Annotated in this window: 26 protein-coding genes; 16 read left to right on the forward strand and 10 right to left on the reverse strand. The window is 71.8% G+C overall.

Going from position 1 to position 23,816, the window contains the following annotated elements; translation table 11 throughout:
• The first annotated feature begins 45 nt into the window (after positions 1-45).
• The 6 genes from IEY30_RS01265 (at position 46) to IEY30_RS01290 (ending at position 6,470) form a co-directional block, all read left to right on the forward strand.
• Complete coding sequence (locus tag IEY30_RS01265) at positions 46-411, forward strand: VOC family protein (RefSeq protein ID WP_030146476.1); 366 nt, start codon at positions 46-48, stop codon at positions 409-411.
• A gap of 40 nt (positions 412-451) precedes the next feature.
• Complete coding sequence (locus IEY30_RS01270; protein WP_156035055.1) at positions 452-601, forward strand: hypothetical protein; 150 nt, start codon at positions 452-454, stop codon at positions 599-601.
• Entirely contained in the window at positions 598-2,052 is a 1,455-nt protein-coding gene (locus IEY30_RS01275; RefSeq protein ID WP_162180974.1) for a DUF5956 family protein, read from the forward strand. Before IEY30_RS01270 ends, IEY30_RS01275 begins: the two co-directional genes overlap by 4 nt.
• A gap of 55 nt (positions 2,053-2,107) precedes the next feature.
• Complete coding sequence (locus IEY30_RS01280; RefSeq protein ID WP_030146474.1) at positions 2,108-2,935, forward strand: hypothetical protein; 828 nt, start codon at positions 2,108-2,110, stop codon at positions 2,933-2,935.
• 220 nt (positions 2,936-3,155) lie between these two features.
• On the forward strand, positions 3,156-4,901 hold the full coding sequence (gene leuA, locus IEY30_RS01285; protein WP_030146473.1) for a 2-isopropylmalate synthase: 1,746 nt from the start codon (positions 3,156-3,158) through the stop codon (positions 4,899-4,901).
• Positions 4,902-4,949: 48 nt separating this feature from the next.
• Positions 4,950-6,470, forward strand: a complete 1,521-nt coding sequence (locus IEY30_RS01290) for a glycosyltransferase-like membrane protein (protein ID WP_030146472.1) — start codon at positions 4,950-4,952, stop codon at positions 6,468-6,470.
• A gap of 21 nt (positions 6,471-6,491) precedes the next feature.
• On the opposite strand, the gene IEY30_RS01295 is transcribed toward IEY30_RS01290, so the two are convergent.
• Positions 6,492-7,307 carry a maleylpyruvate isomerase family mycothiol-dependent enzyme gene (locus IEY30_RS01295; protein WP_030146471.1) on the reverse strand — a complete coding sequence of 272 codons (816 nt, stop codon included), beginning with the start codon at positions 7,305-7,307 and terminating at the stop codon, positions 6,492-6,494.
• A 14-nt stretch (positions 7,308-7,321) separates the two neighbouring features.
• Positions 7,322-7,972, reverse strand: coding sequence for an alpha-ketoglutarate-dependent dioxygenase AlkB (locus tag IEY30_RS01300; protein WP_030146470.1), 651 nt, complete (start codon positions 7,970-7,972; stop codon positions 7,322-7,324).
• 121 nt (positions 7,973-8,093) lie between these two features.
• Here IEY30_RS01300 and recO point away from each other — a divergent pair, with 121 nt between their 5' ends.
• Both recO and IEY30_RS01310 read left to right on the forward strand, forming a co-directional pair.
• Positions 8,094-8,822 (forward strand): DNA repair protein RecO, encoded by a 729-nt coding sequence (gene recO / locus IEY30_RS01305; RefSeq protein WP_030146469.1) that lies wholly within the window; start codon positions 8,094-8,096, stop codon positions 8,820-8,822.
• A 55-nt stretch (positions 8,823-8,877) separates the two neighbouring features.
• Positions 8,878-9,657: an isoprenyl transferase gene (locus IEY30_RS01310; RefSeq protein WP_030146468.1), complete on the forward strand. Its 780-nt coding sequence runs from the start codon at positions 8,878-8,880 to the stop codon at positions 9,655-9,657.
• Positions 9,658-9,728: 71 nt separating this feature from the next.
• Here the strand turns inward: IEY30_RS01310 and IEY30_RS01315 are convergent, their stop codons facing one another.
• The 5 genes from IEY30_RS01315 to IEY30_RS01335 all read right to left on the reverse strand — a co-directional run bounded on the left by IEY30_RS01315 (position 9,729) and on the right by IEY30_RS01335 (position 13,418).
• Positions 9,729-10,148, reverse strand: a complete 420-nt coding sequence (locus IEY30_RS01315) for a Fur family transcriptional regulator (RefSeq protein WP_030146467.1) — start codon at positions 10,146-10,148, stop codon at positions 9,729-9,731.
• Complete coding sequence (locus tag IEY30_RS01320; protein WP_030146466.1) at positions 10,145-11,218, reverse strand: metal ABC transporter permease; 1,074 nt, start codon at positions 11,216-11,218, stop codon at positions 10,145-10,147. Before IEY30_RS01320 ends, IEY30_RS01315 begins: the two co-directional genes overlap by 4 nt.
• Entirely contained in the window at positions 11,215-12,057 is an 843-nt protein-coding gene (locus IEY30_RS01325; RefSeq protein ID WP_030146465.1) for a metal ABC transporter ATP-binding protein, read from the reverse strand. The genes IEY30_RS01320 and IEY30_RS01325 overlap by 4 nt, the downstream gene beginning before the upstream one ends.
• On the reverse strand, positions 12,054-13,049 hold the full coding sequence (locus tag IEY30_RS01330) for a metal ABC transporter substrate-binding protein (RefSeq protein ID WP_030146464.1): 996 nt from the start codon (positions 13,047-13,049) through the stop codon (positions 12,054-12,056). Before IEY30_RS01330 ends, IEY30_RS01325 begins: the two co-directional genes overlap by 4 nt.
• A gap of 78 nt (positions 13,050-13,127) precedes the next feature.
• Positions 13,128-13,418 carry a DUF6703 family protein gene (locus IEY30_RS01335; RefSeq protein ID WP_030146463.1) on the reverse strand — a complete coding sequence of 97 codons (291 nt, stop codon included), beginning with the start codon at positions 13,416-13,418 and terminating at the stop codon, positions 13,128-13,130.
• Between the two features lie 78 nt (positions 13,419-13,496).
• Between IEY30_RS01335 and IEY30_RS01340 the strand changes: the two genes are divergently transcribed.
• Together IEY30_RS01340 and IEY30_RS01345 are read left to right on the forward strand one after the other, a co-directional pair.
• Positions 13,497-14,891 carry a glycine--tRNA ligase gene (locus IEY30_RS01340; RefSeq protein WP_030146462.1) on the forward strand — a complete coding sequence of 465 codons (1,395 nt, stop codon included), beginning with the start codon at positions 13,497-13,499 and terminating at the stop codon, positions 14,889-14,891.
• Between the two features lie 62 nt (positions 14,892-14,953).
• Complete coding sequence (locus IEY30_RS01345; protein ID WP_052358168.1) at positions 14,954-15,496, forward strand: HEAT repeat domain-containing protein; 543 nt, start codon at positions 14,954-14,956, stop codon at positions 15,494-15,496.
• A gap of 77 nt (positions 15,497-15,573) precedes the next feature.
• Here IEY30_RS01345 and IEY30_RS01350 read toward each other — a convergent pair whose 3' ends face one another.
• Positions 15,574-16,413 carry a sulfurtransferase gene (locus IEY30_RS01350; protein ID WP_030146460.1) on the reverse strand — a complete coding sequence of 280 codons (840 nt, stop codon included), beginning with the start codon at positions 16,411-16,413 and terminating at the stop codon, positions 15,574-15,576.
• Positions 16,414-16,438: 25 nt separating this feature from the next.
• On the opposite strand from IEY30_RS01350, the gene IEY30_RS01355 reads away from it, so the two are divergent.
• Both IEY30_RS01355 and dusB read left to right on the forward strand, forming a co-directional pair.
• Complete coding sequence (locus IEY30_RS01355) at positions 16,439-17,167, forward strand: alpha/beta fold hydrolase (RefSeq protein WP_030146459.1); 729 nt, start codon at positions 16,439-16,441, stop codon at positions 17,165-17,167.
• Between the two features lie 30 nt (positions 17,168-17,197).
• The gene (gene dusB, locus IEY30_RS01360; RefSeq protein WP_030146458.1) at positions 17,198-18,406 is read left to right on the forward strand and encodes a tRNA dihydrouridine synthase DusB; all 1,209 of its coding nucleotides are present in this window, start codon (positions 17,198-17,200) and stop codon (positions 18,404-18,406) included.
• Positions 18,407-18,409: 3 nt separating this feature from the next.
• Here dusB and IEY30_RS01365 read toward each other — a convergent pair whose 3' ends face one another.
• Positions 18,410-19,117 (reverse strand): hypothetical protein, encoded by a 708-nt coding sequence (locus IEY30_RS01365; protein WP_030146457.1) that lies wholly within the window; start codon positions 19,115-19,117, stop codon positions 18,410-18,412.
• 56 nt (positions 19,118-19,173) lie between these two features.
• Here IEY30_RS01365 and IEY30_RS01370 point away from each other — a divergent pair, with 56 nt between their 5' ends.
• Positions 19,174-19,812 carry a YdeI/OmpD-associated family protein gene (locus tag IEY30_RS01370; RefSeq protein WP_030146456.1) on the forward strand — a complete coding sequence of 213 codons (639 nt, stop codon included), beginning with the start codon at positions 19,174-19,176 and terminating at the stop codon, positions 19,810-19,812.
• A 21-nt stretch (positions 19,813-19,833) separates the two neighbouring features.
• Here IEY30_RS01370 and IEY30_RS22090 read toward each other — a convergent pair whose 3' ends face one another.
• Positions 19,834-19,965, reverse strand: a complete 132-nt coding sequence (locus IEY30_RS22090) for a hypothetical protein (protein ID WP_020142547.1) — start codon at positions 19,963-19,965, stop codon at positions 19,834-19,836.
• A 102-nt stretch (positions 19,966-20,067) separates the two neighbouring features.
• Here IEY30_RS22090 and IEY30_RS01375 point away from each other — a divergent pair, with 102 nt between their 5' ends.
• Genes IEY30_RS01375 through IEY30_RS01385 form a run of 3 tightly spaced genes read left to right on the forward strand, consistent with a single transcriptional unit; the run spans position 20,068 to position 23,777 of the window.
• Positions 20,068-21,297 carry a deoxyguanosinetriphosphate triphosphohydrolase gene (locus IEY30_RS01375; RefSeq protein ID WP_030146455.1) on the forward strand — a complete coding sequence of 410 codons (1,230 nt, stop codon included), beginning with the start codon at positions 20,068-20,070 and terminating at the stop codon, positions 21,295-21,297.
• A 51-nt stretch (positions 21,298-21,348) separates the two neighbouring features.
• A complete protein-coding gene (dnaG, locus tag IEY30_RS01380) occupies positions 21,349-23,262 on the forward strand; it encodes a DNA primase (protein WP_030146454.1) in 1,914 nt (637 codons plus the stop codon).
• The gene (locus IEY30_RS01385; protein ID WP_030146453.1) at positions 23,262-23,777 is read left to right on the forward strand and encodes a hypothetical protein; all 516 of its coding nucleotides are present in this window, start codon (positions 23,262-23,264) and stop codon (positions 23,775-23,777) included. Before dnaG ends, IEY30_RS01385 begins: the two co-directional genes overlap by 1 nt.
• Positions 23,778-23,816: the final 39 nt, after the last annotated feature.

Genomic DNA, 23,816 nt, shown 5'->3' on the forward strand with positions numbered 1-23,816 from the left:
CACGACCGCTCTCGCGGCGTGGGCGGCGTCGTCTAGCCTGCTCCGGTGGGCAGCCCCATCCAGCGCCGAGTCGGCCAGGTCTTCGTCCCCGTGCGTGACATGGCAGCCGCCATCGGGTGGTATGCCGCGTTGCTGGGCTTCGAGCCCGGCGCCGCGTCCCACGAGGGCACCATCTACGACATCCCCACCGACGGGGAGACGCGGCTGTCCCTCGACGCGAACCGCCCGGACTTCGAGGCGAGCGGCCCGCCGCGCTTCTTCCTCTGGACCGATGACATGGCGGCGACCGTCGCACACCTTCGCGCCCTGGACGTGAGGATCACCTCTGACGTCGAGGACATCGGCAGCGTCTTCCTCGTCCAGTTCGAGGACCCCGACGGCAACGCGCTCATGGTCTGTCAGCGCGCCTGACCTCACCTCCCGGTCCTAGACTCCGGCCAAGGAGGCAGACATGTCGGAGACCGCTGCACACGACCACGAGCTCGAGGTCCTCGAGGAGGACCAGACGGTCCCGCCACGGCCTGAGGAGCAGGTCGCCGACGCCCGGAACTCGGCGTCGAGTGACGCCGACACCGAGGCGGATGCTGCGGGACCGCCATGAGCGCGTCCTTACCGGGCGCGCCGGACGACCCCTGGGGCCGAGACGACCCACCGGCGGTGGCCGAGGTCGACCTCGAGCCGCTCCCGCCTGTCTTTGCGCAGGTCGTCGCCGCGTTCGAGGCCGGGGACCAGGTGGTCGTGGCGCCCGGTGACCCGACCTCGCCTCCCGGCCTCGGCGACCTGCCCGAACTCACTGAGCTCGTCGACGCCGGCTGGCACGCCCTTCCTACAGGGTGGGTGGGGCATGAGACTGCGCTGCTGCCCGCCGTGTGGCCTCGGGAGCATCGGACGTGGGTCCCGGACCGCCTGCCACGGTTCGTCGCCGTCTCGTACGGCGCTGACGAGACCTACCTCGAGCCCTCGCACGAGAACCCTGCCCACGAGCGCTGGCAGCTCGCCAGATCGGCGCGAGCCGTCGGAATGCCCCCGCCACCGCACGGACGGCTGTGGCTGCTGCGGTCGCCGTGGACGGACATGAGCGTTGCCAGTCTGCTGCTGCTCCTGCGGCAGGTCCGTGATGACGAGCAGCTCGGCTGGGAGCCGAGCGGGATCATGAAGGCGGCCCGCCGTGTGCTGGCCGGCACCGAGGACGAGGCCTGGCAGCGGTGGCGTGGGAGAGAGGCAGAGGCGGCGCGGGCGTGGCGTGGCAGCGGCGCGCCGGGACGTGACGTGGACCGGTGGGTAGCCCGGGGCCTGCGGCCCGATGACGTCCGGGTCCTGACGACCGCCGTGGACGAGGGAGGGGCTGGTCTCACGGTGGAGGAGGGCTGCGCCTGGGCCGAGGTGATCCAAGGTGGCGACGGGCCGGCGGACGTCGTACGGCGGATCATCGGGTGGCGCAAGGCCGGTCTGGCGGCGGATGCGCCGGTCGGACGGCTGGCTACCGTCCTGTGGGAGCGACGCCCCGACGAGGTCGCTGGTTGGCTGGCGGCCGGCTTCACCGCGGAGGACATCGCCGCGTGGGACGCCCAGGACCTGCCGCTGGCACTGCGCTGGCGTGACGCCGGTTTCGGTGTCCGTGAGGCGCGGCGGCTGGTCCTCGCCGACGCGACCCTGACGCCCGAAGAGGCCGAGGCCTTCGATGTCGCCGGCATCGAGCCTTCGCGACGGGTCCGGTGGGTGGCCGCTGGTTTCCCGGCCGCGGAGGCGCGGGAATGGACAGACGTCGACGTCGTCGCATGCGAGGCGCGCGTCTGGAGATCCCTGGGTCTCGGGCCCACCGATGCACGAGCACAGCGCGCTGCCGGCGAGGGCGGCCACCTGCCGCTCGGTTTCGAGAGCGGGTGGACGGCCATGGGACCTGACCGTGATGACATGAGCTTCGGGGTCGCCGACCCGCCCGGGACCCGGGGGAGCCTGGCCGCGCAGCAGTCGATGCAGCCGTGGGGCATGCCGGGCGCCGCACACCCCGATTACGTCGAACCAGCGGCGGAGACGCAGATCGACCTCTAGCCTCGTGCCGCCGGCCCGTGGGGGTGACGGGCGTGACAGGAGAGGGGATCCGACGATGCCGACGAGCCGGTACGCGTACACCGACGTCACGGACCGCGCCGACCTCTCCTCGCCCTATCCGGAGGTGGTCGCCGCCTTCGAGGCGCTCGGCTGGCGCGCGGCCGGGCGCTACACCATGGAGTACCCGCCCCAGGACACCGAGCGAATCGTGTCCGGCTACCGCGAACCGGCTCGCTCCGAGTTCCGAGCCCACCTGCCCGACGTCGCCACCGTCCTGCTGGCGCCCGACGGCACGGCAGCCGCCTTCGTCTCGTGGTTCTGGGACCAGCCGTCGGTCCGGTTGGCCAGCATGTCTGCGGATGGCACCCTGGTCGAGACCGCGCGGCTCTGGACGCGCAAGCCGCCGTGGCCCCGGGCCCTGCGCTCCGGCTGGGCCGGGATGGACCTGCGCGAGGAGATGGAGCGCAGCAGTGTGCCGAGCCGGGGGCGGTCGGTCCGTGCGGTCGCCCTCGGTGATCCCGGCGAGATCACCCGCCCGGTCGTCGCGGGAGCGCTTGTGGACGCGCACCTCGAGCACGTCGCGGAGCTCTCAGCCTCTCCGGTCGTGCTCGAGGACGTCCAGGACGCGATCTCGCTGCGACGCAAGGCGTTCGAGCACGACCTTCGGGTGCGCAAGCGTGTGATCCGGGTGCTGTTCGCGCTGGTGCTCGTGGTTGCCGCCGTGCTGGGCCTGCTCTCCGGCCTCATCCCCCAGACGCGCCGCGCGACGGACGTCTGGCTCGTGGTCGAACTGGTGGTCCTGGTGAGCGCCGTGGTGTGGGCGCAGGGATGGCTCCTGAGACACGTGTCCTACTGGCGATGGATCCGTCCCGCCTACCGCTGACGCGCTCCTCCGTCGTCCACGGATCGGGCAGGGGTCTCACGATGCGGGCACCGGTCCCGAGGGGTGGACGCGACGGGACGACCGGCATACGGTGAACAGGTGCGAGCGGTGAGCCTCCTTCTTCTCTGCCGCGACGAGGCCTGATCCCGGCCCTCCTCGTCGCGGAGTTTCCCGTGTCCGGCCGGACACCGAGCGAAACGCAGACGAAGAGAGCGCAGCGATGAACCACCCCCAGCAGACGTCGGGAATGCCGTTCCAGAAGTACGTCCCGTTCCACGAGCAGATCCCCTTCGAGCTCCCGGACCGCACCTGGCCCACGAAGCGCATCGAGCAGGCCCCGCGCTGGTGCGCCGTCGACCTGCGCGACGGCAACCAGGCCCTCATCGACCCGATGAACTCCGAGCGCAAGCTGCGGATGTTCCAGCTGCTCGTCAAGATGGGCTACAAGGAGATCGAGGTCGGCTTCCCCTCCGCGAGCCAGACCGACTACGACTTCTGTCGGGAGCTCATCGAGGGCGGCCACATCCCCGACGACGTGACGATCCAGGTGCTGACGCAGTGCCGCGACCACCTCATCGAGCGCACCTACGACGCGATCCGCGGCAGCAAGCAGGCCATCGTCCACTTCTACAACTCGACGTCGGCGCTGCAGCGCAAGGTCGTCTTCGGCCTCGACCAGGACGGCATCATCGACATCGCCGTCCAGGCGGCGCGGCTGTGCAAGAAGCTCGAGGAGACGATCCCCGACACGACGATCTACTACGAGTACTCGCCCGAGTCCTACACCGGCACCGAGCTCGACTTCGCGATGCGGATCTGCAACGCGGTCGTCGACGTCATCGACCCGACGCCCGACCACAAGATCATCGTCAACCTGCCGGCCACCGTCGAGATGGCGACGCCCAACGTCTACGCCGACTCCATCGAGTGGATGATCCGCCACCTCGAGCGCCGCGAGTCGATCGTCGTCAGCCTGCACCCGCACAACGACCGCGGCACGGGTGTCGCGGCTGCCGAGCTCGGCTACCTCGCCGGCGCCGACCGCATCGAGGGCTGCCTCTTCGGCAACGGCGAGCGCACCGGCAACGTCTGCCTCGTCACGCTCGGGATGAACCTCTTCAGCCAGGGCATCGACCCGCAGATCGACTTCAGCGACATCGACGAGGTGCGTCGCACCGTCGAGTACTGCAACCAGCTGCCGGTGGGGGAGCGCCACCCCTACGGCGGCGACCTCGTCTTCACGGCCTTCTCCGGCTCGCACCAGGACGCCATCAAGAAGGGCTTCGAGGCGATGGCCGCCGAGGCCAAGGAGAAGGGCACGAGCATCGACGACCTCGTCTGGGGCGTGCCCTACCTGCCGATCGACCCGCACGACCTCGGCCGCTCGTACGAGGCCGTCGTGCGCGTCAACAGCCAGTCCGGCAAGGGTGGCGTCGCCTACATCATGAAGACCGAGCACCAGATGGACCTGCCGCGTCGGCTGCAGATCGAGTTCTCCGGTGTCGTCCAGCGCGGCGTCGACCAGGACGGCGGCGAGGTCGCCCCGGCCGAGCTGTGGTCGCGCTTCCAGGACGAGTACCTGCCCGACCCGACGCGCGCCTGGGGCCGGTTCGAGCTCGTCAGCGTCGTCACCGACTCGACCGTCGACGGCGCCAGCACGATCGAGGCCACGGTCCGCGACGGCTCCGAGTCCGTCACGATCACCGGAACGGGTAACGGCCCGATCGCCGCTTTCGTCGACGCGCTCTCGACCGTCGAGGGGACGCCCGACGTGCGCGTCCTCGACTACGCCGAGCACGCCCTGTCCGCGGGTGGTGACGCCCGCGCCGCGGCCTACGTCGAGTGCGCGGTCGGCGACCGGGTGCTGTGGGGCGTCGGGGTCGACCCGTCCATCGTCACGGCCTCGATCAAGGCCATCGTCTCGGCGGTCAACCGGGCCGAGCGCGACAGCGTCCCGAAGGCCTGAGCGGACGTCCGATCTGACGCCCACTTCGGTGGGGTAGCGTCTGGCGCCATGGAGTCCCCGGTCGGTCGAGTGCTACTTCGACTGGCCGGGGTCTCGCTCGTCGCGGTCGCCGTCGTGGGGCTCGTGGCGCCGCGTGCGGTCAACGTCGCGCACCGCTGGCAGGTGGTCGTGCCCGTCGCCGTCGTGCTCGTCCTGCTCGCGGCGATGCTCCGGCTCCCGCGCTGGGCCAAGAGCCGCTGGTCGCCGGTCGTCATCTCTGTCGGCGGTGGCGCGGTGGCCACGGTCATCGGCCTCATGACGCGCTACCACTACGGCTGGGACGCGCGCGTCGTCCTGGACATGGCCCGGGCGTTGCAGGCCGGTCGTCCGCTCAGCCCCGCTGACTACGACTACCTCTCGCTCTACCCCAACAACCTGCCGTTGCTCGCCATAGATCGTATGGGCGCCGCTGTCGCACAAGCGTTCTCGCTCGCGCCGGACGCGGTCCTCATCCCGCTCAACGGCGTCTGCGTGGCCGCGACGCTGTATGCCGTGCACCTCCTCGTCGTGCAGGTTGCCGGCCGCGGCCCTGCCGTCGTCGCGCAGCTCGTGACGCTCCTGCTCGTCGGCACGAGCCCCTGGCTCGCCGTGCCCTACACCGACTTCTACGCCATGCCGTTCGTCGTCGGGGGAGTGGCCCTCGCCGTCCGCGCGCTGACCCCGCGTCCGCGCACCGGCCGGGTGGTCCTGTGGCTGCTCGCCATCGTGTCGGTGTCGATCGCCTACGCCATCAAGACGACGCCGGTCGTCATCGCCATCGCGGCGGTGCTGACGGCCGTCGTCGCGATGTTCGACCACGACCTCGCCCCCGGCCGACGCGTCGGGGCCATCGTCGCCTGTGCCGCGTCAGCCCTGGCCTTCGTCGCCCTCGGCACCGGGCTCTCGACAGCGGCAGCCACCGTGGCCGGCGTCGACTCCTCGCGCATCGACCCCTCGGTGACACCCCCGGTCCTGTGGTGGGTGGCCCTGGGCGCCGACGCGCAGCGCGCGCCGAGCGGCGTCGTCAACTACGGCGCCTACTCGCGGGACATGGTCGATGCCCTCAACGGCCGCACCCCGGACGAGATGAGGACGTATGCCGCCGACTTCCTCGGCGACCGGTGGGCCGAGCGCGGCCTCGGGGGGACCCTCGCCTTCTACGGCAACAAGGCGGCGTGGAACTGGGGCGACGGGATGTTCTGGGCCTGGGGCGAGGGGCCGGACTCGCTGCCCGGCACCCTCGCGCCGGCGACGGGGGTCACCGGGATCGTCCACGACCTCAACGGCTTTCAGGGCGCCGGATACCAGCTGCGCGCCGACCTCACCCAGGCCCTGTGGCTCGCCGTCCTGCTCGTGGCCGGAGTGGGGCTGCTCCGCGCGCCGTACCGCCGCGAGACCCTGCTCGTCGCTGCGTCCGTGCTCGGCATCGCGGCGTTCACGCTGGTGCTGCAGGGCCGTTCGCGCTACCTGTTCGCGTTCGTCCCCCTCGTCGGGGCGCTGGCCGCGATGGTGCACGCCTCGCTGCCGCGGCTCGGACGCCGCGCGCCCTGAGCCGCGGCACCGAGGCAGCGATCAGTCGATCGAGTCGGCGAGCACCGCGTCGACCGCCGAGAGGGCCGCTGCGTCCCCGTCGCGGACGATCTCGTCCTCGGTCGGGCGGTTCCACAGCCAGCAGTCGATGTCGGCGGCTGACCCGCTGATCTCGGCGGTCGCCGCTGCATCCGGTCCGTCGCCGACGAGGAAGCGCTGCACGTCGATCTCGCGGCCGTTCCAGGTGCCGGTGATCCGCACTGGGGTCACGGTCCACGAGTGCATGGCATCGACGGTGGCGATGGTGACGGGCGTGGAGACCGGGATGTGCGTCAGGTCGGGGTCGGGCTCGTGGCCCCGCATGATGCGCAGCGCCTCGTCGATGCCGTCGGCCGCGAGCCGGCAGTCGATCGGGGTGCGCGCGCCGACGGTGAGCTCGGCGTCGAGCCGGTGGATCAGCGCCTCGTGGGCCTGACGGCGCCGGATGTAGCCGGCACTCTTGTCGTCGGACCACATCCAGAGCGGGGTCTGAGGCGGCAGCGCCGCCAGCTCGCGCTGCAGTCGCTCGCTCGCGCGGTCGAAGAAGCCGAGCAGCCCGGCGCGGTCCGAGGGTCGCTCCTCGCGTGCGTCGTTCATCGCGTCGACCTCGTCCTCGTCGGTGAGCCCGCGCTCGGCGATCTCGCCCCAGAACCACTGCACGCCGCCGAGGTGCCACAGCAGGTCGTCGGCATCCCACTCGGGGCAGGAGGGGACACGCGCGTCAGCGGGTGCGGTCGCGAGGACCTCCCGGAAGCGTGCCGAGTCGGCCGCGAGGTGGTCGAGGAAGGGCAGGGGGCCACCTGAGCGGCTGGACGGCATACGAGGGTCTCCTGTCAGCGGACGCCGGCTACGCGGAACTGCACGGAGATGCGCGGCCCCATCGGCTCGGACGTCTTCGGGACCGCATGGTCCCACGTCCGCTGGCACGAGCCGCCCATCACGACGAGGTCACCATGCCCGAGGGGATAGCGCAAGCTCTTTGCCGTCGAGCCGGGGATGGAGCCACCGTCCCGGGGTCGCAGGGCGAGCGTGCGCGCCGACCCGAGCGACAGGATGGCGATCATGGTGTCGCTGTCGCGGGACCTGCCGATCCGGTCGCCGTGCCAGGCGACGCTGTCGCGTCCGTCGCGGTAGAGGCACAACCCGGCGGTGACGAAGGGTTCGCCGAGCTCCGGCGCGTAGTGGCGGCTCAGCGCCTCACGGGCCTCGACGAGCATCGGGTGGGGGAGCGTCTCGCCGGCCCCGTAGAACTTCGTCAGCCGGGGGACGTCGACGACCGAGTCGTACATCTGGCGGCGCTCGGCGTGCCACGGCACGTCGCGCAGCAGGGCCGTGAAGAGCTCGTCACCGGCAGCGAGCCAGCCCGGGCGGACGTCGACCCACGCGCCGCGGGTCAGCTGGTGACGGGTCTTCCCCGCGCCGACGTCGCGCAGCGTCATCGCGTCCGTGAGGTCGAGGAGCGAACCCTGGAGAGAGAGGTCCATGACCCCACGATAGCCCACGGAGTCGAACGCGTGTTCGACTGTCGGGCTCGATTCCCGTCCGGTCGTCACGCACCGGCGCGTGCGGTGCGGCGGCGGTGGCGCGGAGGGGGAGAATGGACCCATGCCCCTCTACCGTGACGAGGCGATCGTCCTGCGCACCCACAAGCTGGGCGAGGCCGACCGCATCATCACGATGCTGACGCGCACGCGGGGCCGGGTCCGCGCCGTCGCCAAGGGTGTGCGGCGCACGAAGTCGCGCTTCGGCTCCAGGCTCGAGCCCGGCATGGTCGTCGACGTGCAGTGCTACGAGGGGCGCAACCTCGACACGGTCACCCAGGTCGAGACGCTCGCGCCCTACGGCGACGCGATCGCGCGCGACTACACGGCCTACACGTGCGCGACCTCGATGCTCGAGACGGCCCTGCAGCTCACCGAGGAGCACGAGCCGCAGACCCAGCAGTACCTCCTGCTCGCCGGGGCGCTCCGCTCGCTCGCTGAGCGCTCGCACGACCCCGGCCTCGTCCTCGACGCCTACCTGCTGCGTTCGCTGGCCGTCGCCGGCTGGGCGCCGAGCTTCGTCGACTGCGCCAGGTGTGGCGCGCCGGGTCCGCACCGCGCGTTCAACGTGCAGGCCGGCGGCGCCGTCTGTTCCGTATGCCGTCCGCCCGGGTCGAGCGCGCCCGCACCGGAGACCTTCGAGCTGCTCGCCTCACTGCTCACCGGTGACTGGGGCGTCGCCGACGCGAGCGACGAGCGGCACCGGCGCCAGGGCAACGGCATGGTGTCCGCGTTCCTCCAGTGGCACATCGAACGAGGGCTGCGCTCGCTGCGCCTCGTCGAGCGTGCTTGAGCAGCCCAGACCGCGTGAGCCGCAAGCGAACCCGATCCCGACCGACCGGAGACCCATGTACGCCAAGCCATTCCCACACCCGTCCGGCGCGACGGCCCCGGTCATCCCGGCCGAGCTGATGCCCAAGCACGTCGCGATCGTCATGGACGGCAACGGCCGCTGGGCCAACGCCCGAGGTCTGCCTCGGACCAAGGGTCACGAGGCGGGGGAGGCCTCGCTTCTCGACGTCGTCGCCGGCGCCATCGACGTCGGCGTGACCCACCTGTCGGCGTACGCCTTCTCGACGGAGAACTGGCGCCGCTCGCCCGACGAGGTCCGCTTCCTCATGGGCTTCAACCGCGACGTCATCCGTCGGCGCCGCGACCAGCTGCACGAGTGGGGCGTCCGCATGCGCTGGGTCGGGCGCGCGCCGCGGCTGTGGCGCTCGGTCATCAAGGAGCTCGAGGTCGCCCAGCAGCTGACCCAGCACAACACCGGGCTCACGCTCTACTTCTGCGTCAACTACGGCGGACGTGCCGAGATCGCGGACGCCGTTCAGCGGATCGCCCACGACGTCAAGGACGGTCGGCTGCGGCCGGGGTCGGTCGACGAGAAGACGATCAAGCGCTACCTCGACGAGCCGACGATGCCGGACGTCGACCTCTTCGTCCGCAGCTCGGGCGAGCAGCGCACGAGCAACTTCCTGCTGTGGCAGTCGGCCTACGCCGAGATGGTCTTCCAGAACCAGCTGTGGCCGGACTACGACCGCCGTGACCTCTGGGCCGCGATCGAGGAGTACGTCGCGCGCGACCGCCGCTACGGCGGCGCCGTCGACACCCCGACCCCCACCCCCTGACGCCACCTGACCTGGGCAGCCCACCTGCCTGACCAGACCGAACGCCGCGTTCGGTCAGAGGGCAGGAGGTGTCAGGCGTCGGCGGCGGTGCAGTCGGCGCAGGAGCCGAAGATCTCGAGGGTGTGCGTGACGCCGGTGTAGCCGTGCTCGCTCGCCACCTTGTCGGCCCACTTCTCGACCGCGGGCCCCTCGACCTCCACGGTGCGACCGCAGCTGCGGCACACGAGGTGGTGGTGGTGGTGCGTCGAGCAGGCGCGGTAGACGGCCTCGCCGTCGTCGGTGCGCAGCACGTCGACCGTGCCGGCGTCGACCATCGACTGCAGCGTCCGGTAGACGGTGGCCAGACCGACCCCGGCACCGGCCTCGCGCAGCCGCGCGTGCACCGTCTGCGCCGACGTGAAGTCGTCGGAGCGCTCGAGCAGCTCGGCGACGGCGGCCTGCTGGCGGGTCGGCTTGCGTGAGGGCGCGGAGGAGTTGGTGCCGCTCGTCATGGTCTCGCTCCTGTCGTCGGGCCGGATGTCGGGCCAGTCGTCGGGCCGGGTGTCGCGGATGTCAGGCCGGGGGTCGTGCCGGCAGGCTCGGGCACGCCATCGTGGTGCACCCCGTGCTCGTCGTAGTGCCCCTCGTGGGCGGCGTGCAGGTGCCCGTCGTGGACGTAGTCGACGTGGTCGCCGTGGGTGACGGCGGGGTGGCCGCACTCGGCGCCGTGCTCGTGCGGGTGCGTCTCGGCGACGTCGTGCCTCCTGCCGCCGACCCTCGCCATGACGCCGGTGACGACCGCGGTGACGACGAAGAGCGCCACAGCGAGCAGCACGATGGTGCCGCCGGACGGGGTGTCCAGCGGGTACGACAGTGCGACGCCTCCGACGGAGGAGACGAGGCCGAAGGCGATCGCCCACCCCAGCCCTCCGCTGAAGGAATTCGCGACGAGCTGGCTCGCGGCGTTGGGCACGATCATGAGCGCGCTGATGAGGAGCAGCCCGACCACCCGCATCGCGACGACCACGGTGGTCGCGGTGAGCGCGGCCAGCACGATGTTGAGCGGCAGCACCGGCAGGCCGACGGCGCGGGCGTACTCCTCGTCGTTGGCCACCGCGAAGAGGCGCGGGCGCAGGGCCCAGGTGGTGACGGAGATGAGCAGCGCCAGACCCGCGAAGACGTAGAGGTCGGTGCGCTGGGTCGTGAGGATCGACCCGAAGAGGTACTTCATGAGGTTCGCCGGCGTGCCGCTGGAGGACTTGCTGATGATGACGACGCCGCCGGCGATGCCGCCGTAGAAGATGACTGCCAGGGCGACGTCGCCGTTGGTGCGGCCCCGGGCGCGGAGCAGCTCGATGACGACGGCGGCGATGACCGCGGCCACGAGCGCGGTCAGCACCGGCGCGGTGCCGGAGACGAGACCGATCGCGACGCCGGCCAGGGCCACGTGACCCATGCCGTCGCCGATGAGCGAGAGCCGCCGCTGGACGAGGAAGATCCCGACCATCGGCGCGACGGTGCCCACGAGCAGGGCGGCGATGAGCGCCCGCTGCATGAAGTCGACGGAGAGCAGGTCGATCACGGTCGTCTCCTGTCGTTCGGGGTGGCATCGAGCGGGCCTTGCGCCAGCGAGGCGCGGTGGCTCAGCTCGAGGTCGTGGTGGTGGCTGTCGTGGTCGTGGTGCACGTCGGCGCGCTGGGCGAGGTAGGCGGCGGGTGTGCCGTCGAAGCGGATGCGTCCGCCGTCGACGACGACGATGCGCGTCAGGAGCCGCTCGAGCGCCCCGAGCTCGTGCGTGACGATGACCATGGTGACGTCGCGCTCGACGAGCCGGTCCAGCACGTCGGCGAGCACGTGCTGGTTCGCGGCGTCGACGCCCGCAGTGGGCTCGTCCATGATGAGGACCTCGGGCTGCCCGGCGAGAGCACGCGCGATGAGGACGCGTCGCTGCTGGCCGCCGGAGAGCGTGCTCACCTCGGTGGCGGCGCGGTCGGCCAGGCCGACGACGTCGAGCGAGCGGGCCACGATCTGCCGGTCGGTGGCGCGCAGCCGCCCGAGCCAGCCGATGCGGGGGAGCCGTCCGGTCGCGACGATCTCCTCGGCCGTGGCCCTGACAGAGGCCGAGAGCGTATGCCGTTGGGGCACGTAGCCGAGCCGGGCCCGGTCGTGGAAGTCGGCGCTGTCGGTGCCGAAGAGCGTGACGGTGCCGGCGACGCGTTCGTTGAGGCCGAGCAGGCCCTTCATCAGCGTCGACTTGCCCGAGCCGTTGGGGCCCACGATCGCGACGATCTCGCCCTGGCGGATGGACAGGTCGACGTCACTGAGGACGGGTCCGTCGCCGTAGCCGAAGCTCGCTCCACGCAGGCTCACGACCTCGTCTGCCGCTGCCGCGTCGAGGGGGACCAGGGCTGCCGATCTCATGAGCACTCCTGACCGACACGGAGGGTGGCGAGGTTGCTCCGCATCACCTCGAAGTAGTCGGCGCCGGCCGACTCCGTCGTGATGCCTTCGATGGGGTCGAGGGTCTTGACCTCGGCGCCCGTCGAGCTCGCGACCGTCTGCGCGAAGTGCGGCTCCACGAGGGTCTCCTGGTAGATCGTGGTGACGCCGGTGGACCTCACCAGGTCCCCGACCGCCTTGAGGGCCGCGGCGCTCGGCTCGGCCTCGGGCGAGACGCCGGTGATGCCGCGCTGCTGGAAACCGTAGCGGGAGGCGAGGTAGCCGAAGGCGGCGTGGCTGGTGACGAGCTCCTTGATCCGGCACTGGCGCAGGCCGACCCGCATCTCGTCGTCGAGCGCGGACAGCTTCTCGACGAACTGCGCGGTGTTCTTCGCGTACGTCGCGGCGTTCGCCGGGTCGTCCTTCGACAGGCGCGCGCTGATGGCCTGCGCCACGGCGGCGTAGCGCGAGGGGTCGAGCCAGAAGTGGGGGTCGTCGGCGCCGTGGTCGTGCTCGTCGTGCCCGGCGCTCGTGTCGGCCGACTCGCCCGACTCGCCCGACTCGGCCGACTCGGCCTCGTGGTCGGCCCCGTCGGCGGCTGCCGGCACGAGCTTCGCGACGTCGGCGACGTCGAGCACCTTCGAGGCGTCGACGAGCCCGACGGCCTCGTCGACGGCCGGCTGGAACCCGTCGGAGTAGACGACGAGGCGTGCCTTCGTCATGCCCCCGATGTCCTGGGGCGCCAGCTCGAGGTCGTGGGGCTCGGCGCCGGGCTTGGTCAGCACCGTCACCGGCAGCTTCCCGCCCGTGATCTGCTGCGTCGCGAACTGGAGGGGGTAGAAGGACGTCACCACCGACCCGCCGGCTGGGGCGGAGCCGGAGCCGACGTCGCTGCCGCAGGCGGCGGTGCCGAGCACCAGGGCGGTCGCGGCGACGACGGCCGACAGGGTGCGGCGCGCAGGAGGGGAGCTCATGACCACCATCATTCTCAAACTGAAAATGATTGTCAAAACCGTTCTCGCGACGAGCGCCACTGCGTCGTCACGTCCCAGTCAGCCGCCCGGGACGATCCTCACGATTGCGACCGCCACGGCGAGCACGAGGACGGCCGTGCGCATCAGCCGCTCGGGCATCGTCAGGCGCTGCCACGTCAGGAAGAGGAGCCAGGCCACGAAGGCTGCGACGAGCAGGAAGGCGATGCCGCCCCACGGTCGCGGGGCGAGGATGCCAACGGCGAGCAGGACGACGAGCACGCCCAGCCCGACGGGACGCGGGACGGCGTTGAGCCGCTCCACCCAGGGGACGGAGGCGTGCTCGAGACGGGAACGGAAGCTCAGGGCCACGCGACGAGCCTAGGGGACGCCATGGCATACACCGGACGCGTGGCAAAGCACTGGCGCCGGCCCGATAACCTGTCCCGCATGGCCAAGCAGACATCCATCGTGGACACCGTCGTCAGCCTCTGCAAGCGCAGGGGCTTCGTCTTCCCGAGCGGTGACATCTACGGAGGCACCCGGTCTGCCTGGGACTACGGCCCCCTCGGCGTGGAGCTCAAGGAGAACATCCGCCGCCAGTGGTGGAAGTCGATGGTCACGAGCCGCGACGACGTCGTCGGCCTCGACTCCTCGATCATCCTCCCGCGCGAGACGTGGGTCGCCTCGGGCCACGTCGGCACCTTCACCGACCCGCTCGTCGAGTGCCTCAGCTGCCACAAGCGCCGCCGCCAGGACCACCTGCAGGAGGCGTACGCCGAGAAGAAGGGCATCGAGGACCCGGACACCGTGCCGATGTCCGAGATCGTGTGCCCCGACTGCGGCACCAAGGGCCAGTGGACCGAGCCCCGCGACTTCCAGATGATGCTCAAGACCTACCTCGGCGTCATCGAGGACGAGTCGGGCCTGCACTACCTGCGCCCCGAGACTGCCCAGGGCATCTTCGTCAACTTCAACAACGTCATGCAGGCCTCGCGCAAGAAGCCGCCGTTCGGCATCGCCCAGACCGGCAAGAGCTTCCGCAACGAGATCACGCCGGGCAACTTCATCTTCCGCACGCGCGAGTTCGAGCAGATGGAGATGGAGTTCTTCGTCAAGCCGGGCGAGGACGAGGAGTGGCTCCAGTACTGGCTCGAGGAGCGCACCAAGTGGTACGTCGACCTCGGCATCAACCCCGAGAACCTGCGCCACTACGAGCACGCCCCCGAGAAGCTCTCGCACTACTCCAAGCGCACCGTCGACATCGAGTACCGCTTCCGCTTCGCCGGGTCCGAGTGGGGCGAGCTCGAGGGCATCGCCAACCGCACCGACTTCGACCTGTCGACGCACTCGAAGCACTCGGGCACCGACCTCGTCTACTTCGACCAGCAGACGGGCGAGAAGTACACCCCGTACGTCATCGAGCCGGCGGCCGGCCTGTCGCGCTCGCTCATGACCTTCCTCGTCGACGCGTACCACGAGGACGAGGCGCCCAACACCAAGGGCGGCGTCGACAAGCGCGTCGTGCTGCGCCTCGACCCGCGTCTCGCACCGGTCAAGGCCGCGGTGCTCCCGCTCTCGCGCAACGCCGACCTCTCGCCCAAGGCGCGCGACCTCGCGGCGACCCTGCGCAAGCACTGGAACATCGACTTCGACGACGCCGGAGCCATCGGCAAGCGCTACCGCCGCAACGACGAGATCGGCACGCCCTTCTGCATCACGGTCGACTTCGACACCCTCGAGGACCACGCCGTGACGATCCGCGAGCGCGACTCGATGGCGCAGGAGCGCGTCGCGCTCGACCAGGTCGAGGGCTACCTCGCGCAGCGCCTCATCGGCTGCTGAGCCTTCGGACAGACCGCTGACGTATGCCGTCCGCCCACCCGGGCGGGCGGCATACTGCGTCTGTGGTCGAGGACGACGTGCTGTGGGCGACGCCCGGGGAGCGCGCGCGTGCCGCGGCCGACGCGTTGGGGGACGACGCGCTGACCGCGTGGTGCGCCGCCCTCCTCGCGGGGCGCGCATCCTGGGGAGACCCGGCCGACCCGGACCCGCACTGGGTCGGTGGCGCCGCGGTGGACGGCTGGGGCGCACCGGACCATCTCGACGAGCGAACGGCGTACTGGGCGCGGGTCTGGGCGGCGCGGACGCTCCTCTACGTCTGGGACGAGCGGTGCAGCGTGGATGTCGTTGCCGGACTGGGCGATCCGGCGTGGCGGGTGCGCGAGATGTGTGCCAAGGTGGCCGCCCGCTGGGAGGTCGCGGGCGCGGCCGACGCGTGCCTCGTGCTCGTCGACGACGCGGTGTCGCGGGTGCGTGCGGCCGCGGCGCGGGTCCTCGGTGCGATGGGGGACTCGGAGCACACGGCGGCAGCGGTCCGGCTGCTCGACGACGCCGACGTGTCGGTGCGCGCGGCAGCCGAGCGTGCGCTGGGTCCTCGAGACCGGTAGGCGCCCGTCCGGTACCGCACGCCCGAGCGTCCGCGTCAGGGCCTGTCTCGGGCAGTGCTCGCGCCCGTGCGCGACGGTCAGCCGGGCTGGTGACCCAGGGCGATCGGGCGCGCGGGGTCGCGGATCCACTCGCTCCACGACCCGGGGTAGAGCACGGTGTCGATCCCGAGCTCGGCGAGCGCGAGCATCTCGTGAGCTGCCGTGACGCCCGACCCGCAGTAGACGCCGACCCGCCCGTCGCCGAGGTCGACGCCCTCGGTGACGGCGGCCCAGTGCTCGGCCAGGTCGCGGCGGAACGTCCCGTCGTCCGTGACCCACGCCGTGGTGGGGCTGTTGACGGCGCCGGGCACGTGGCCCGCGACCGGGTCGATCGGCTCGGTCTCTCCGGCGTAGCGCTCCGGGGCCCGCGCGTCGAGGAGCAGGCCGTCGCGCGCCAGTGCAGCCGCGCCGTCGGCGTCGAGCGTCGGCAGGGCGCCCGGCCGCACGACGACGTCGCCGTGCCGGTCGGCCGGCTCGTCGGTGGAGACGGGCAGCCCTGCGGCCAGCCAGGCGGCATATCCGCCGTCGAGGACGCGGACGTCAGGCACGCCCACCCAGCGCAGCACCCACCAGGCCCGCGCGGCGGCATACGACTCCTTGCCGTCGTACACGACGACCCGGGTGTGCTCGGTGATCCCCGCGCGGCGCAGCAGCGCCTGGACGACGGTGGGGTCGGGCAGCGGGTGGCGCCCACCCTCGCCCGGGGGAGCCGCGAGCTCGGCGTCCAGGTCGACGAAGAAGGCGCCCGGCACGTGGCCGGCGTCGTAGTCGGCTCGGCCGGCAGGGGTGTTCGCCGTGGTCAGCGCCCACCGGACGTCGAGGACCACGACGTCCTCGATCTCGTGGGCGAGCTCGTCTGCGCTGATGAGGTGGGTCACCGGGCCATCGTGGCATCCTCGCGGTGTGCGTGCTCACCTGGTCCTCGTGCACGGGTCGCGCCTGTCGAGCACCCAGTGGGCGCCCCAGGTGCCGCTGCTGCGCGACCATGTCGACCTGACGCTCGTCGACCTCCCGGGCCATGGCGCGCGCGCCGCCGAGGAGTTCACGCTCGCCCGCTGCGTCGAGGTCATCGACGACGCCGTCCGGGCGGTCCCCGAGGGGTCGCCCGTGGTCCTCGTCGGCCACTCGCTCGGCGGCTACGCCGCGATGGCGTATGCCGCGTCCCACCCCGACGCGCTCGACGGCCTCGTCCTCGCCGGGGCGAGCGCCACCCCGACCGGGCCGGGCGCAGCCGTGTACCGCGGCGTGGCGGCGCTCACCGACCGGCTCGGCCCCGAGCGCATGACCCGCGTCAACGACCGCGTGCTGCACCGGCTCTACCCGGCCGAGCGGGTCGACCCGGTCATCGCCGGCGGCTACTACTTCACGCCGACCGCCGCCGCGTGGCGCGAGGTCATGGCGCACTGCCGGCCCGCCATGCTCCGCGGCGTGCACTGTCCGGTGCTGCTCCTCAACGGACGGTTCGACCAGTTCCGCGTCGGTGCCAAGACCTACCTGAGAGCCTGCCCCGGTGCACGCGTCGAGATCGTCCCGAGGGCGAGCCACTTCGCCAACCTCGACCAGCCTGAGGCCTTCGCCGACGCCCTCCTGCGCTTCGCCGGCGCCGTGGCCGATTCGGCCTCTCGCGCCTGATCGGGGACAATCGAGCGCGTGACCGACGTGATGACCCCTGTGACCGAGACGACGGGCGCCGTGCTGCCGCCGCTGCGCATCGGCCGCCACGTCATCGGCTCGCCCGTCGTCCTCGCGCCCATGGCCGGCATCACCAACCGTGCCTTCCGCCGCCTGTGCCGTGAGTACGGCAACGAGGGGCGGGCCATCCGCGGCGCGAGCGGGGCCACGAGCCTCTACGTCAGCGAGATGATCACCTCGCGCGCGCTCGTCGAGCGGACGCCCGAGTCGATGCGGCTCATCGAGCACGACCCCGACGAGAACCCGCGCTCGATCCAGCTCTACAGCGTCGACCCCGCGACGGCGCGGGCCGCCGCGCGGATGCTCGTCACCGAGGACCGTGCCGACCACATCGACCTCAACTTCGGCTGCCCGGTGCCCAAGGTCACCCGCAAAGGCGGAGGCTCGGCCCTGCCGTGGAAGAAGGACCTCTTCAAGGCCATCGTCGGCGCGGTCGTCGAGGAGGGCGCCAAGCGCGACATCCCGGTCACCGTCAAGATGCGCAAGGGCATCGACGACGATCACCTCACCTTCCTCGACGCGGGCCTTACGGCCGAGGCCGAGGGCGTCGCGGCCGTCGCGCTGCACGGGCGCACCGCGTCGCAGGCCTACTCCGGCACGGCCGACTGGAGCGCCATCCGGATGCTCAAGGAGACCGTGACGAGCATCCCGGTGCTCGGCAACGGCGACATCTGGTCGGCCGAGGACGCCCTGCGCATGGTCCACGAGACGGGCTGCGACGGCGTCGTCGTCGGGCGCGGCTGCCTCGGTCGCCCGTGGCTCTTCACTGACCTCGCGGCGGCCTTCGCCGGTACCTCGGCGCGCGTGACGCCGACCCTCGGGGAGGTCGCCGAGACGCTCCGGACACACACGGCATACCTCTGCGACTTCTACGGCGAGGAGGAGCGCGCCTGCCGCGACATCCGCAAGCACATCGCCTGGTACCTCAAGGGATTCCCGGCCGGCTCGACGATCCGCAACTCGCTCGCGCTCGTCGACTCGATGGCCGCGCTCGACGACCTGCTCGCCACGCTCGACCCCGACGCGCCGTGGCCGGGCGAGGCCGCCGAGGGCCAGCGCGGGCGCGCGGGCTCCTCGCGCACCGTGGCGCTGCCCGACCGCTGGCTCGAGTCCCGCGAGCTGTCCGAGGAGCACCGCCGCACCATCGCCGAGGCAGAGCTGTCGGTCAGCGGCGGCTGAGGCTCACTTCAGCCAGACGCTGAGCGGCCCCAGCCGCTCGCACCCCGCGCCAACAGCGGCGTCGACGCTCGCGCCGGCCTCCCAGCCGACGAGGGGTATGCCGCCGGTGACGGTCCGCGCCGCGGCCGCGGCCGCGCTCCAGGCCCTCTCGACGTCGCCGTCGCGGGCGAAGACGTTGCCGAGCCCCGCCACCTCGCCCGTCACGTTGACGATCGCACCGGTGACGACCGGTGACGCCGGGTCGTCCGAGGTCCGTGCGCCGAGGACGTGGACGCCCGGCTCGTCGAGCAGCGACGGGCGCAGGATGGCCTCGGCGTCGGGGTCGCTCGCCCAGCCGCGCACCCACTCCGCCATCTCGGCAGGCGTCGTGAGGCGCTGCCAGCGGCTGTCGGCGGCCAGCCGGGTCGACGGGACCGACGGGTCGAGCCAGACCCACTCGCCGACGACGAGGCGCGCGAAGTCCTCCATCGACAGGTCGAGCCGGGACCACGAGTCCTTGACGGAACAGCCGTCCGAGTCGTCGATGCGAGCCAGCACGTCGTACTCCCCGGCGTCCGGCGACAGCGTCACGGCGTCGGGGTAGTAGGGCGGCGTGCGCGTCGACGCGGTCCACGCCACGTCGTCGGTCGTGCACGCCACGCCGTGCGAACGCGCGACGGCGTCGCACCAGAGGGCGTTGTTGCGGGCGGCGAGGACGATGCGGTCGGTCACGGGTAGATCCTCCCAGCGTCTGCCGGGGCGTCGGTGGCCGGTGGCAGGATCGGGACATGCGACAGGGCGGATCGGCCGAACGGCCCGCGACCTTCTTCGACGATGCCGACGACTTCCGGGCCTGGCTGGAGGTGCATCACGAGAGCGCCACCGAGCTGTGGATGGGTCTGCACAAGAAGCACGTCGAGCCGCGGGGGCTCCAGTGGGCCGAGGCCGTGCGCGAGGCGCTGTGCTTCGGCTGGATCGACTCGATGGCGCAGCGCATCGACGAGGACGCCGTGCGCCAGCGGTGGACGCCGCGCAAGCCGGGCAGCAACTGGAGCACCATCAACATCAACGCGGTGGCCGAGCTGACGTCGGCCGGGCGCATGCACCCGGCCGGTCTCGCGGCCTTCGAGAGACGCCGGGCCGACCGCTCCGGGGTCTACGCCTACGAGAACCGCGAGCTCGTGTGGTCCGACGACTACGAGGCGCTGCTGCGCGGTGACGAGCGCGCGGCAGCGTTCTGGGACGGCGCCACGCCGTCGTACCGCAAGATCGCCATCAACTGGGTGCTCACCGCCAAGCAGGAGTCGACACGTGAGAAACGCATGGGCGAGCTCGTCGAGGACTGCGCCAACCTGCGCCTCATCAAGACGCAGCGCTACGGCACCGAGCCGGCCTGGGTGCGACGCCTGCAGGCCGAGCTCGGCTGAGCCGAGGTGGTCAGCTCGCCGTCAGCGCTTGGCCTTGGGCGGGATGATCTCCGTGTGGTCCTTGGCGGCGGACTTCGCGTGCTTGTCGGCACGCTTCTCCTTGAGCGATCTGGCCTTCGTGGACATGTGGGACTTCGGTGACTTGTCGCCCATGGCGCGCTCCTGAGGTTGGAAGCCTGAGCGGCTCCATCCCTGAAGTATGCGCCACGGGTGCGGCGCCGCGGTCGGTTCGATCGCGCCGCATAGAGTTCCGGTGTGGGCTATCAGGGTCGGGACCGGGAGCGCTGGGTCGCGGAGGACCCTGCCCAGAAGCGCGCCGACCGTGACGACTTCGCCCGCGACCGGGCCAGGGTCGTGCACTCGTCGTCCCTGCGCCGCCTCGCCGCCAAGACGCAGGTGCTGGCGCCCGGCCACGACGACTTCGTCCGCAACCGGCTGACGCACTCGCTCGAGGTGGCGCAGATCGGGCGCGAGTTCGGCGCGGCGCTCGGCTGCAGCGCCGACGTCGTCGACACGGCCTGCCTCTCGCACGACCTCGGGCACCCGCCGTTCGGGCACAACGGCGAGACCGTGCTCGACGAGATCGCCTCGGACATCGGGGGGTTCGAGGGCAACGCGCAGACCCTGCGCCTGCTCACGAGGCTCGAGGCCAAGCGGGCTCACGCCGACGGCACCTCGGCCGGTCTCAACCTGACCCGGGCGAGTCTCGATGCCACGACGAAGTACCCCTGGGGGCGCGGCGACGGCCCCTACGAGACGAGGAAGTTCGGCGTCTACCCCTCCGACCTGCCCGTCTTCGCCTGGATCCGCGAGGGCGCCGAGCCCCGCAACCGGTGCCTCGAGGCCGAGGTCATGGACTGGTCCGACGACGTCGCCTACTCCGTCCACGACGTCGAGGACGCCATCGCCTCCGGCTGGATGGACCCGAGGGCGCTCCACTCGCGCGACATGGCCGACGTCATCGACGTGGCCGGTCGCACCTACGCCCCCGACCTCGGTGCCGACGCCCTGGGGGCCGCGCTGGAACGCCTGCTGGCCTCGGGAGCGATGCCCACGGCATACGACGGCTCCCGTGGTGACCTGGCGCGCCTCAAGGACATGACGAGCCGGCTCATCGGCCACTTCGTGCTCGTCGTCGAGCAGGCCACCCGGGAGCGGCACGGCCCGGGCGAGCTGTGCCGGTTCGAGGCCGACCTCGTCGTCCCCGACGACACGCGCGCCGAGTGCTCCGTGCTCAAGGCGATCGCCAACCACTTCGTCATGACGACCGAGGAGCGCCTGTCGGTCATGTCGGGCCAGCGTGATGTCGTCCGTGCCCTCGTGGAGGCGTATGCCGGGTCGCCCGAGGAGCGCCTCGACGCCGCCTTCCGGGCCGACCACGCGACGGCCTCCGACGACGGTGAGCGGCTGCGCGTCGTCGTCGACCAGGTGGCCTCGCTGACCGACGTGCGCGCCCTCGCCCTCCACAGCCAGTGGTGCCGGTGACGAGGGGCCGACCGTCGAGCACCTAGAATCACCCCCAGCGACAGGAGGCAGATGGCGGGGCTGATCAACAGCGAGGACATCGCAGCGGTCAAGGCGCGTTCGTCCATCGAGGATGTCGTGCGCGAGCACGTGACCCTGCGCTCCGCCGGCCCCGGCTCGCTCAAGGGCCTGTGCCCGTTCCACGACGAGAAGACCCCGTCGTTCAACATCCGTCCCGCCGTGGGCGCCTGGCACTGCTTCGGGTGCCAGGAGGGCGGCGACGTCATCTCGTTCGTGCAGAAGGTCGACCACCTGAGCTTCTCCGAGGCGGTCGAGCGGCTCGCCCAGAAGCTCGGCATGGAGCTGCGCTACGAGAACGGCGATCGGCCCCGCGAGGAGGGCCTCGGCCGGCGCAGTCGCCTCATCGAGGCCCACCGCGTCGCGGAGGAGTACTACACCGAGCTCCTCCTCGGCAGCCAGGCCGCCCGCACGGCCCGTGACTTCCTCCGCGCCCGCGACTTCAACAGCGAGCACGTCAAGCAGTTCGGCATCGGCTTCGCGCCGCGTGGCGGCGAGGACCTCGTGCGCCACCTGCGCGCCAAGGGCTTCACCGACGACGAGCTCGTCACCGGAGGCATCGCCGGCCGCGGCGCCCGGGGGCTCTACGACCGCTTCCGTGGCCGCCTCGTGTGGCCGATCCGCGACATCACCGGCGACACCGTCGGCTTCGGCGCCCGGCGGATCTTCGACGACGACCGCATCGAGGCGAAGTACCTCAACACCTCCGAGACGCCGATCTACAAGAAGTCGACCGTGCTCTACGGCCTCGACCTCGCCAAGAAGAAGATCTCGCAGGGTCGCCACGCCGTCGTCGTCGAGGGCTACACCGACGTCATGGCCTGCCACCTCGCCGGCGTCGAGACGGCCGTCGCGACGTGCGGCACGGCGTTCGGCGCCGACCACATCAAGACGCTGCGGCGCCTCATGCGCGACGAGGCGGGCCTCGCCCCGGCCAAGGTGATCTTCACCTTCGACGGTGACGCCGCCGGGCAGAAGGCCGCCATGCGCGCCTTCGCCGACGACGAGAAGTGGACCTCCCAGTCCTTCGTCGCCGTCGAGAAGTCGGGCAAGGACCCGTGCGAGCTGCGCCAGGCCGGGGGAGACCCGGCCGTGCAGGCGCTCATCGAGGACGCCGTGCCGATGTTCGAGTTCGCGGTGCGCACGACGATCAAGCGCTTCGACGTCGCGACCGCGGAGGGCCGCATCCAGGCCGTGCGCGCCGTCGCGCCCATCATCGCCTCGATCCGCGACCAGTCGCTCCGCCCGGAGTACACCCGTGAGGTCTCGGGCATGCTCGGCCTCGACGTCGAGCAGGTCGCCACCGAGGTGTCCCGCGCCGGCAAGATCAAGGTCGAGGAGGACGCGCGAGGTGACCGGAACGGCCGCGACGACGCCGAGCCCACCGCGGCCGACCACGCCGGCATGCCGATGCCGGACCGCCGCGACCCCGTCGTGCTCGCCGAGCGGCAGCTGCTCCAGGTGCTGCTCCAGTTCCCCACGGTCTTCAAGCCCGGCGCCATCGACCTGCTGACGCCCGACTCCTTCTCCGCGCCGGCCCATCGCGCGGTCTTCGACGGCATCCGGATCGCCCACCACAGCGGCGACAAGGGCAACGCGCGCGCCTGGACCTCCGCGGTCACCGAGGCCGCGCCGTCCCCGGTCGCGGGCCTCGTGAGCGAGCTCGCCGTCGACACCCTGCCGACCCGGATGGACCCCAACACCGGCCTGCCGACGTCGCGCTACGTCGACGAGCTCTTCGACCGGGTGCGCACCATCGCGCTGACGCGCCGGATCGCCGACGCCATGAGCGAGATGCGCCGGCTCGACCACGCCGAGACGCCGGAGCCCGAGCGCACCCGCGAGCTCGGCATCCAGCTGCAGACGCTCCAACGGGAGCTGGCCGCGATCAAGGCAGGGATGGGCTGATGGCACTCTTCGAACGGCGGCGCCGGCCGGCGCTGCCCGCTGACGTCCGCGCGGCCGTGCCGCTCGGAGGCGGGGCCAAGGTGCTCGCCTGGGCGCGCGACGAGCAGTCGGGCGGCCACGTCGTCGCGACGACCCACCACCTCGCCTTCGTCGGCACCGACGGCCTCGTGTGGAGCCGGCCGTGGCACGAGGCCGAGAGCGGCACGTGGCAGGGCGAGACCTCGACCCTCACCGTGACGTGGGTCGACCGCGGGCAGCCCGCGCGGTGGCGCGTCACCGAGCCCTCGCTGCTGCAGCAGGCGCTGCGCGAGCGCCTGCAGGCGAGCGTCGTGCTCGCCGACGAGTTCCGCACCGCGGGCCGTCGCAGCGTGCGCGTCGTCATCCGCCAGGACCTCGCCACGGGGGCCCTCGTCGAGCAGACGGTGCCCGGCAAGGGTGCCGACCTCACTGACCCCGACGTGGCGCGCGAGGCGGCCCAGCGGCTGGCACGCCTGCGTGCCGAAGTGGGCCTCTGAGGGGTCCGGAGGGGGACGTCCGAGGCCCCTACGACGCCC

The sequence above is a fragment of the Terrabacter tumescens genome, assembly GCF_014646815.1.
Lineage (GTDB): Bacteria > Actinomycetota > Actinomycetes > Actinomycetales > Dermatophilaceae > Terrabacter > Terrabacter tumescens.

Bases quoted from the DNA above. Each gene is read 5' to 3' on its own strand.
- dnaG (WP_030146454.1), top strand. From the start codon at position 21,349: ATGGCGGGGCTGATCAACAGCGAGGACATCGCAGCGGTCAAGGCGCGT.
- IEY30_RS01290 (WP_030146472.1), top strand. From the start codon at position 4,950: ATGGAGTCCCCGGTCGGTCGAGTGCTACTTCGACTGGCCGGGGTCTCG.
- IEY30_RS01300 (WP_030146470.1), bottom strand. From the start codon at position 7,972: ATGGACCTCTCTCTCCAGGGTTCGCTCCTCGACCTCACGGACGCGATG.
- leuA (WP_030146473.1), top strand. From the start codon at position 3,156: ATGAACCACCCCCAGCAGACGTCGGGAATGCCGTTCCAGAAGTACGTC.
- IEY30_RS01310 (WP_030146468.1), top strand. From the start codon at position 8,878: ATGTACGCCAAGCCATTCCCACACCCGTCCGGCGCGACGGCCCCGGTC.
- IEY30_RS01295 (WP_030146471.1), bottom strand. From the start codon at position 7,307: ATGCCGTCCAGCCGCTCAGGTGGCCCCCTGCCCTTCCTCGACCACCTC.
- IEY30_RS01370 (WP_030146456.1), top strand. From the start codon at position 19,174: ATGCGACAGGGCGGATCGGCCGAACGGCCCGCGACCTTCTTCGACGAT.
- IEY30_RS01280 (WP_030146474.1), top strand. From the start codon at position 2,108: ATGCCGACGAGCCGGTACGCGTACACCGACGTCACGGACCGCGCCGAC.
- IEY30_RS01385 (WP_030146453.1), top strand. From the start codon at position 23,262: ATGGCACTCTTCGAACGGCGGCGCCGGCCGGCGCTGCCCGCTGACGTC.
- recO (WP_030146469.1), top strand. From the start codon at position 8,094: ATGCCCCTCTACCGTGACGAGGCGATCGTCCTGCGCACCCACAAGCTG.
- IEY30_RS22090 (WP_020142547.1), bottom strand. From the start codon at position 19,965: ATGGGCGACAAGTCACCGAAGTCCCACATGTCCACGAAGGCCAGATCG.
- IEY30_RS01270 (WP_156035055.1), top strand. From the start codon at position 452: ATGTCGGAGACCGCTGCACACGACCACGAGCTCGAGGTCCTCGAGGAG.
- IEY30_RS01325 (WP_030146465.1), bottom strand. From the start codon at position 12,057: ATGAGATCGGCAGCCCTGGTCCCCCTCGACGCGGCAGCGGCAGACGAG.
- IEY30_RS01340 (WP_030146462.1), top strand. From the start codon at position 13,497: ATGGCCAAGCAGACATCCATCGTGGACACCGTCGTCAGCCTCTGCAAG.
- IEY30_RS01315 (WP_030146467.1), bottom strand. From the start codon at position 10,148: ATGACGAGCGGCACCAACTCCTCCGCGCCCTCACGCAAGCCGACCCGC.
- IEY30_RS01275 (WP_162180974.1), top strand. From the start codon at position 598: ATGAGCGCGTCCTTACCGGGCGCGCCGGACGACCCCTGGGGCCGAGAC.
- dusB (WP_030146458.1), top strand. From the start codon at position 17,198: ATGACCCCTGTGACCGAGACGACGGGCGCCGTGCTGCCGCCGCTGCGC.
- IEY30_RS01330 (WP_030146464.1), bottom strand. From the start codon at position 13,049: ATGAGCTCCCCTCCTGCGCGCCGCACCCTGTCGGCCGTCGTCGCCGCG.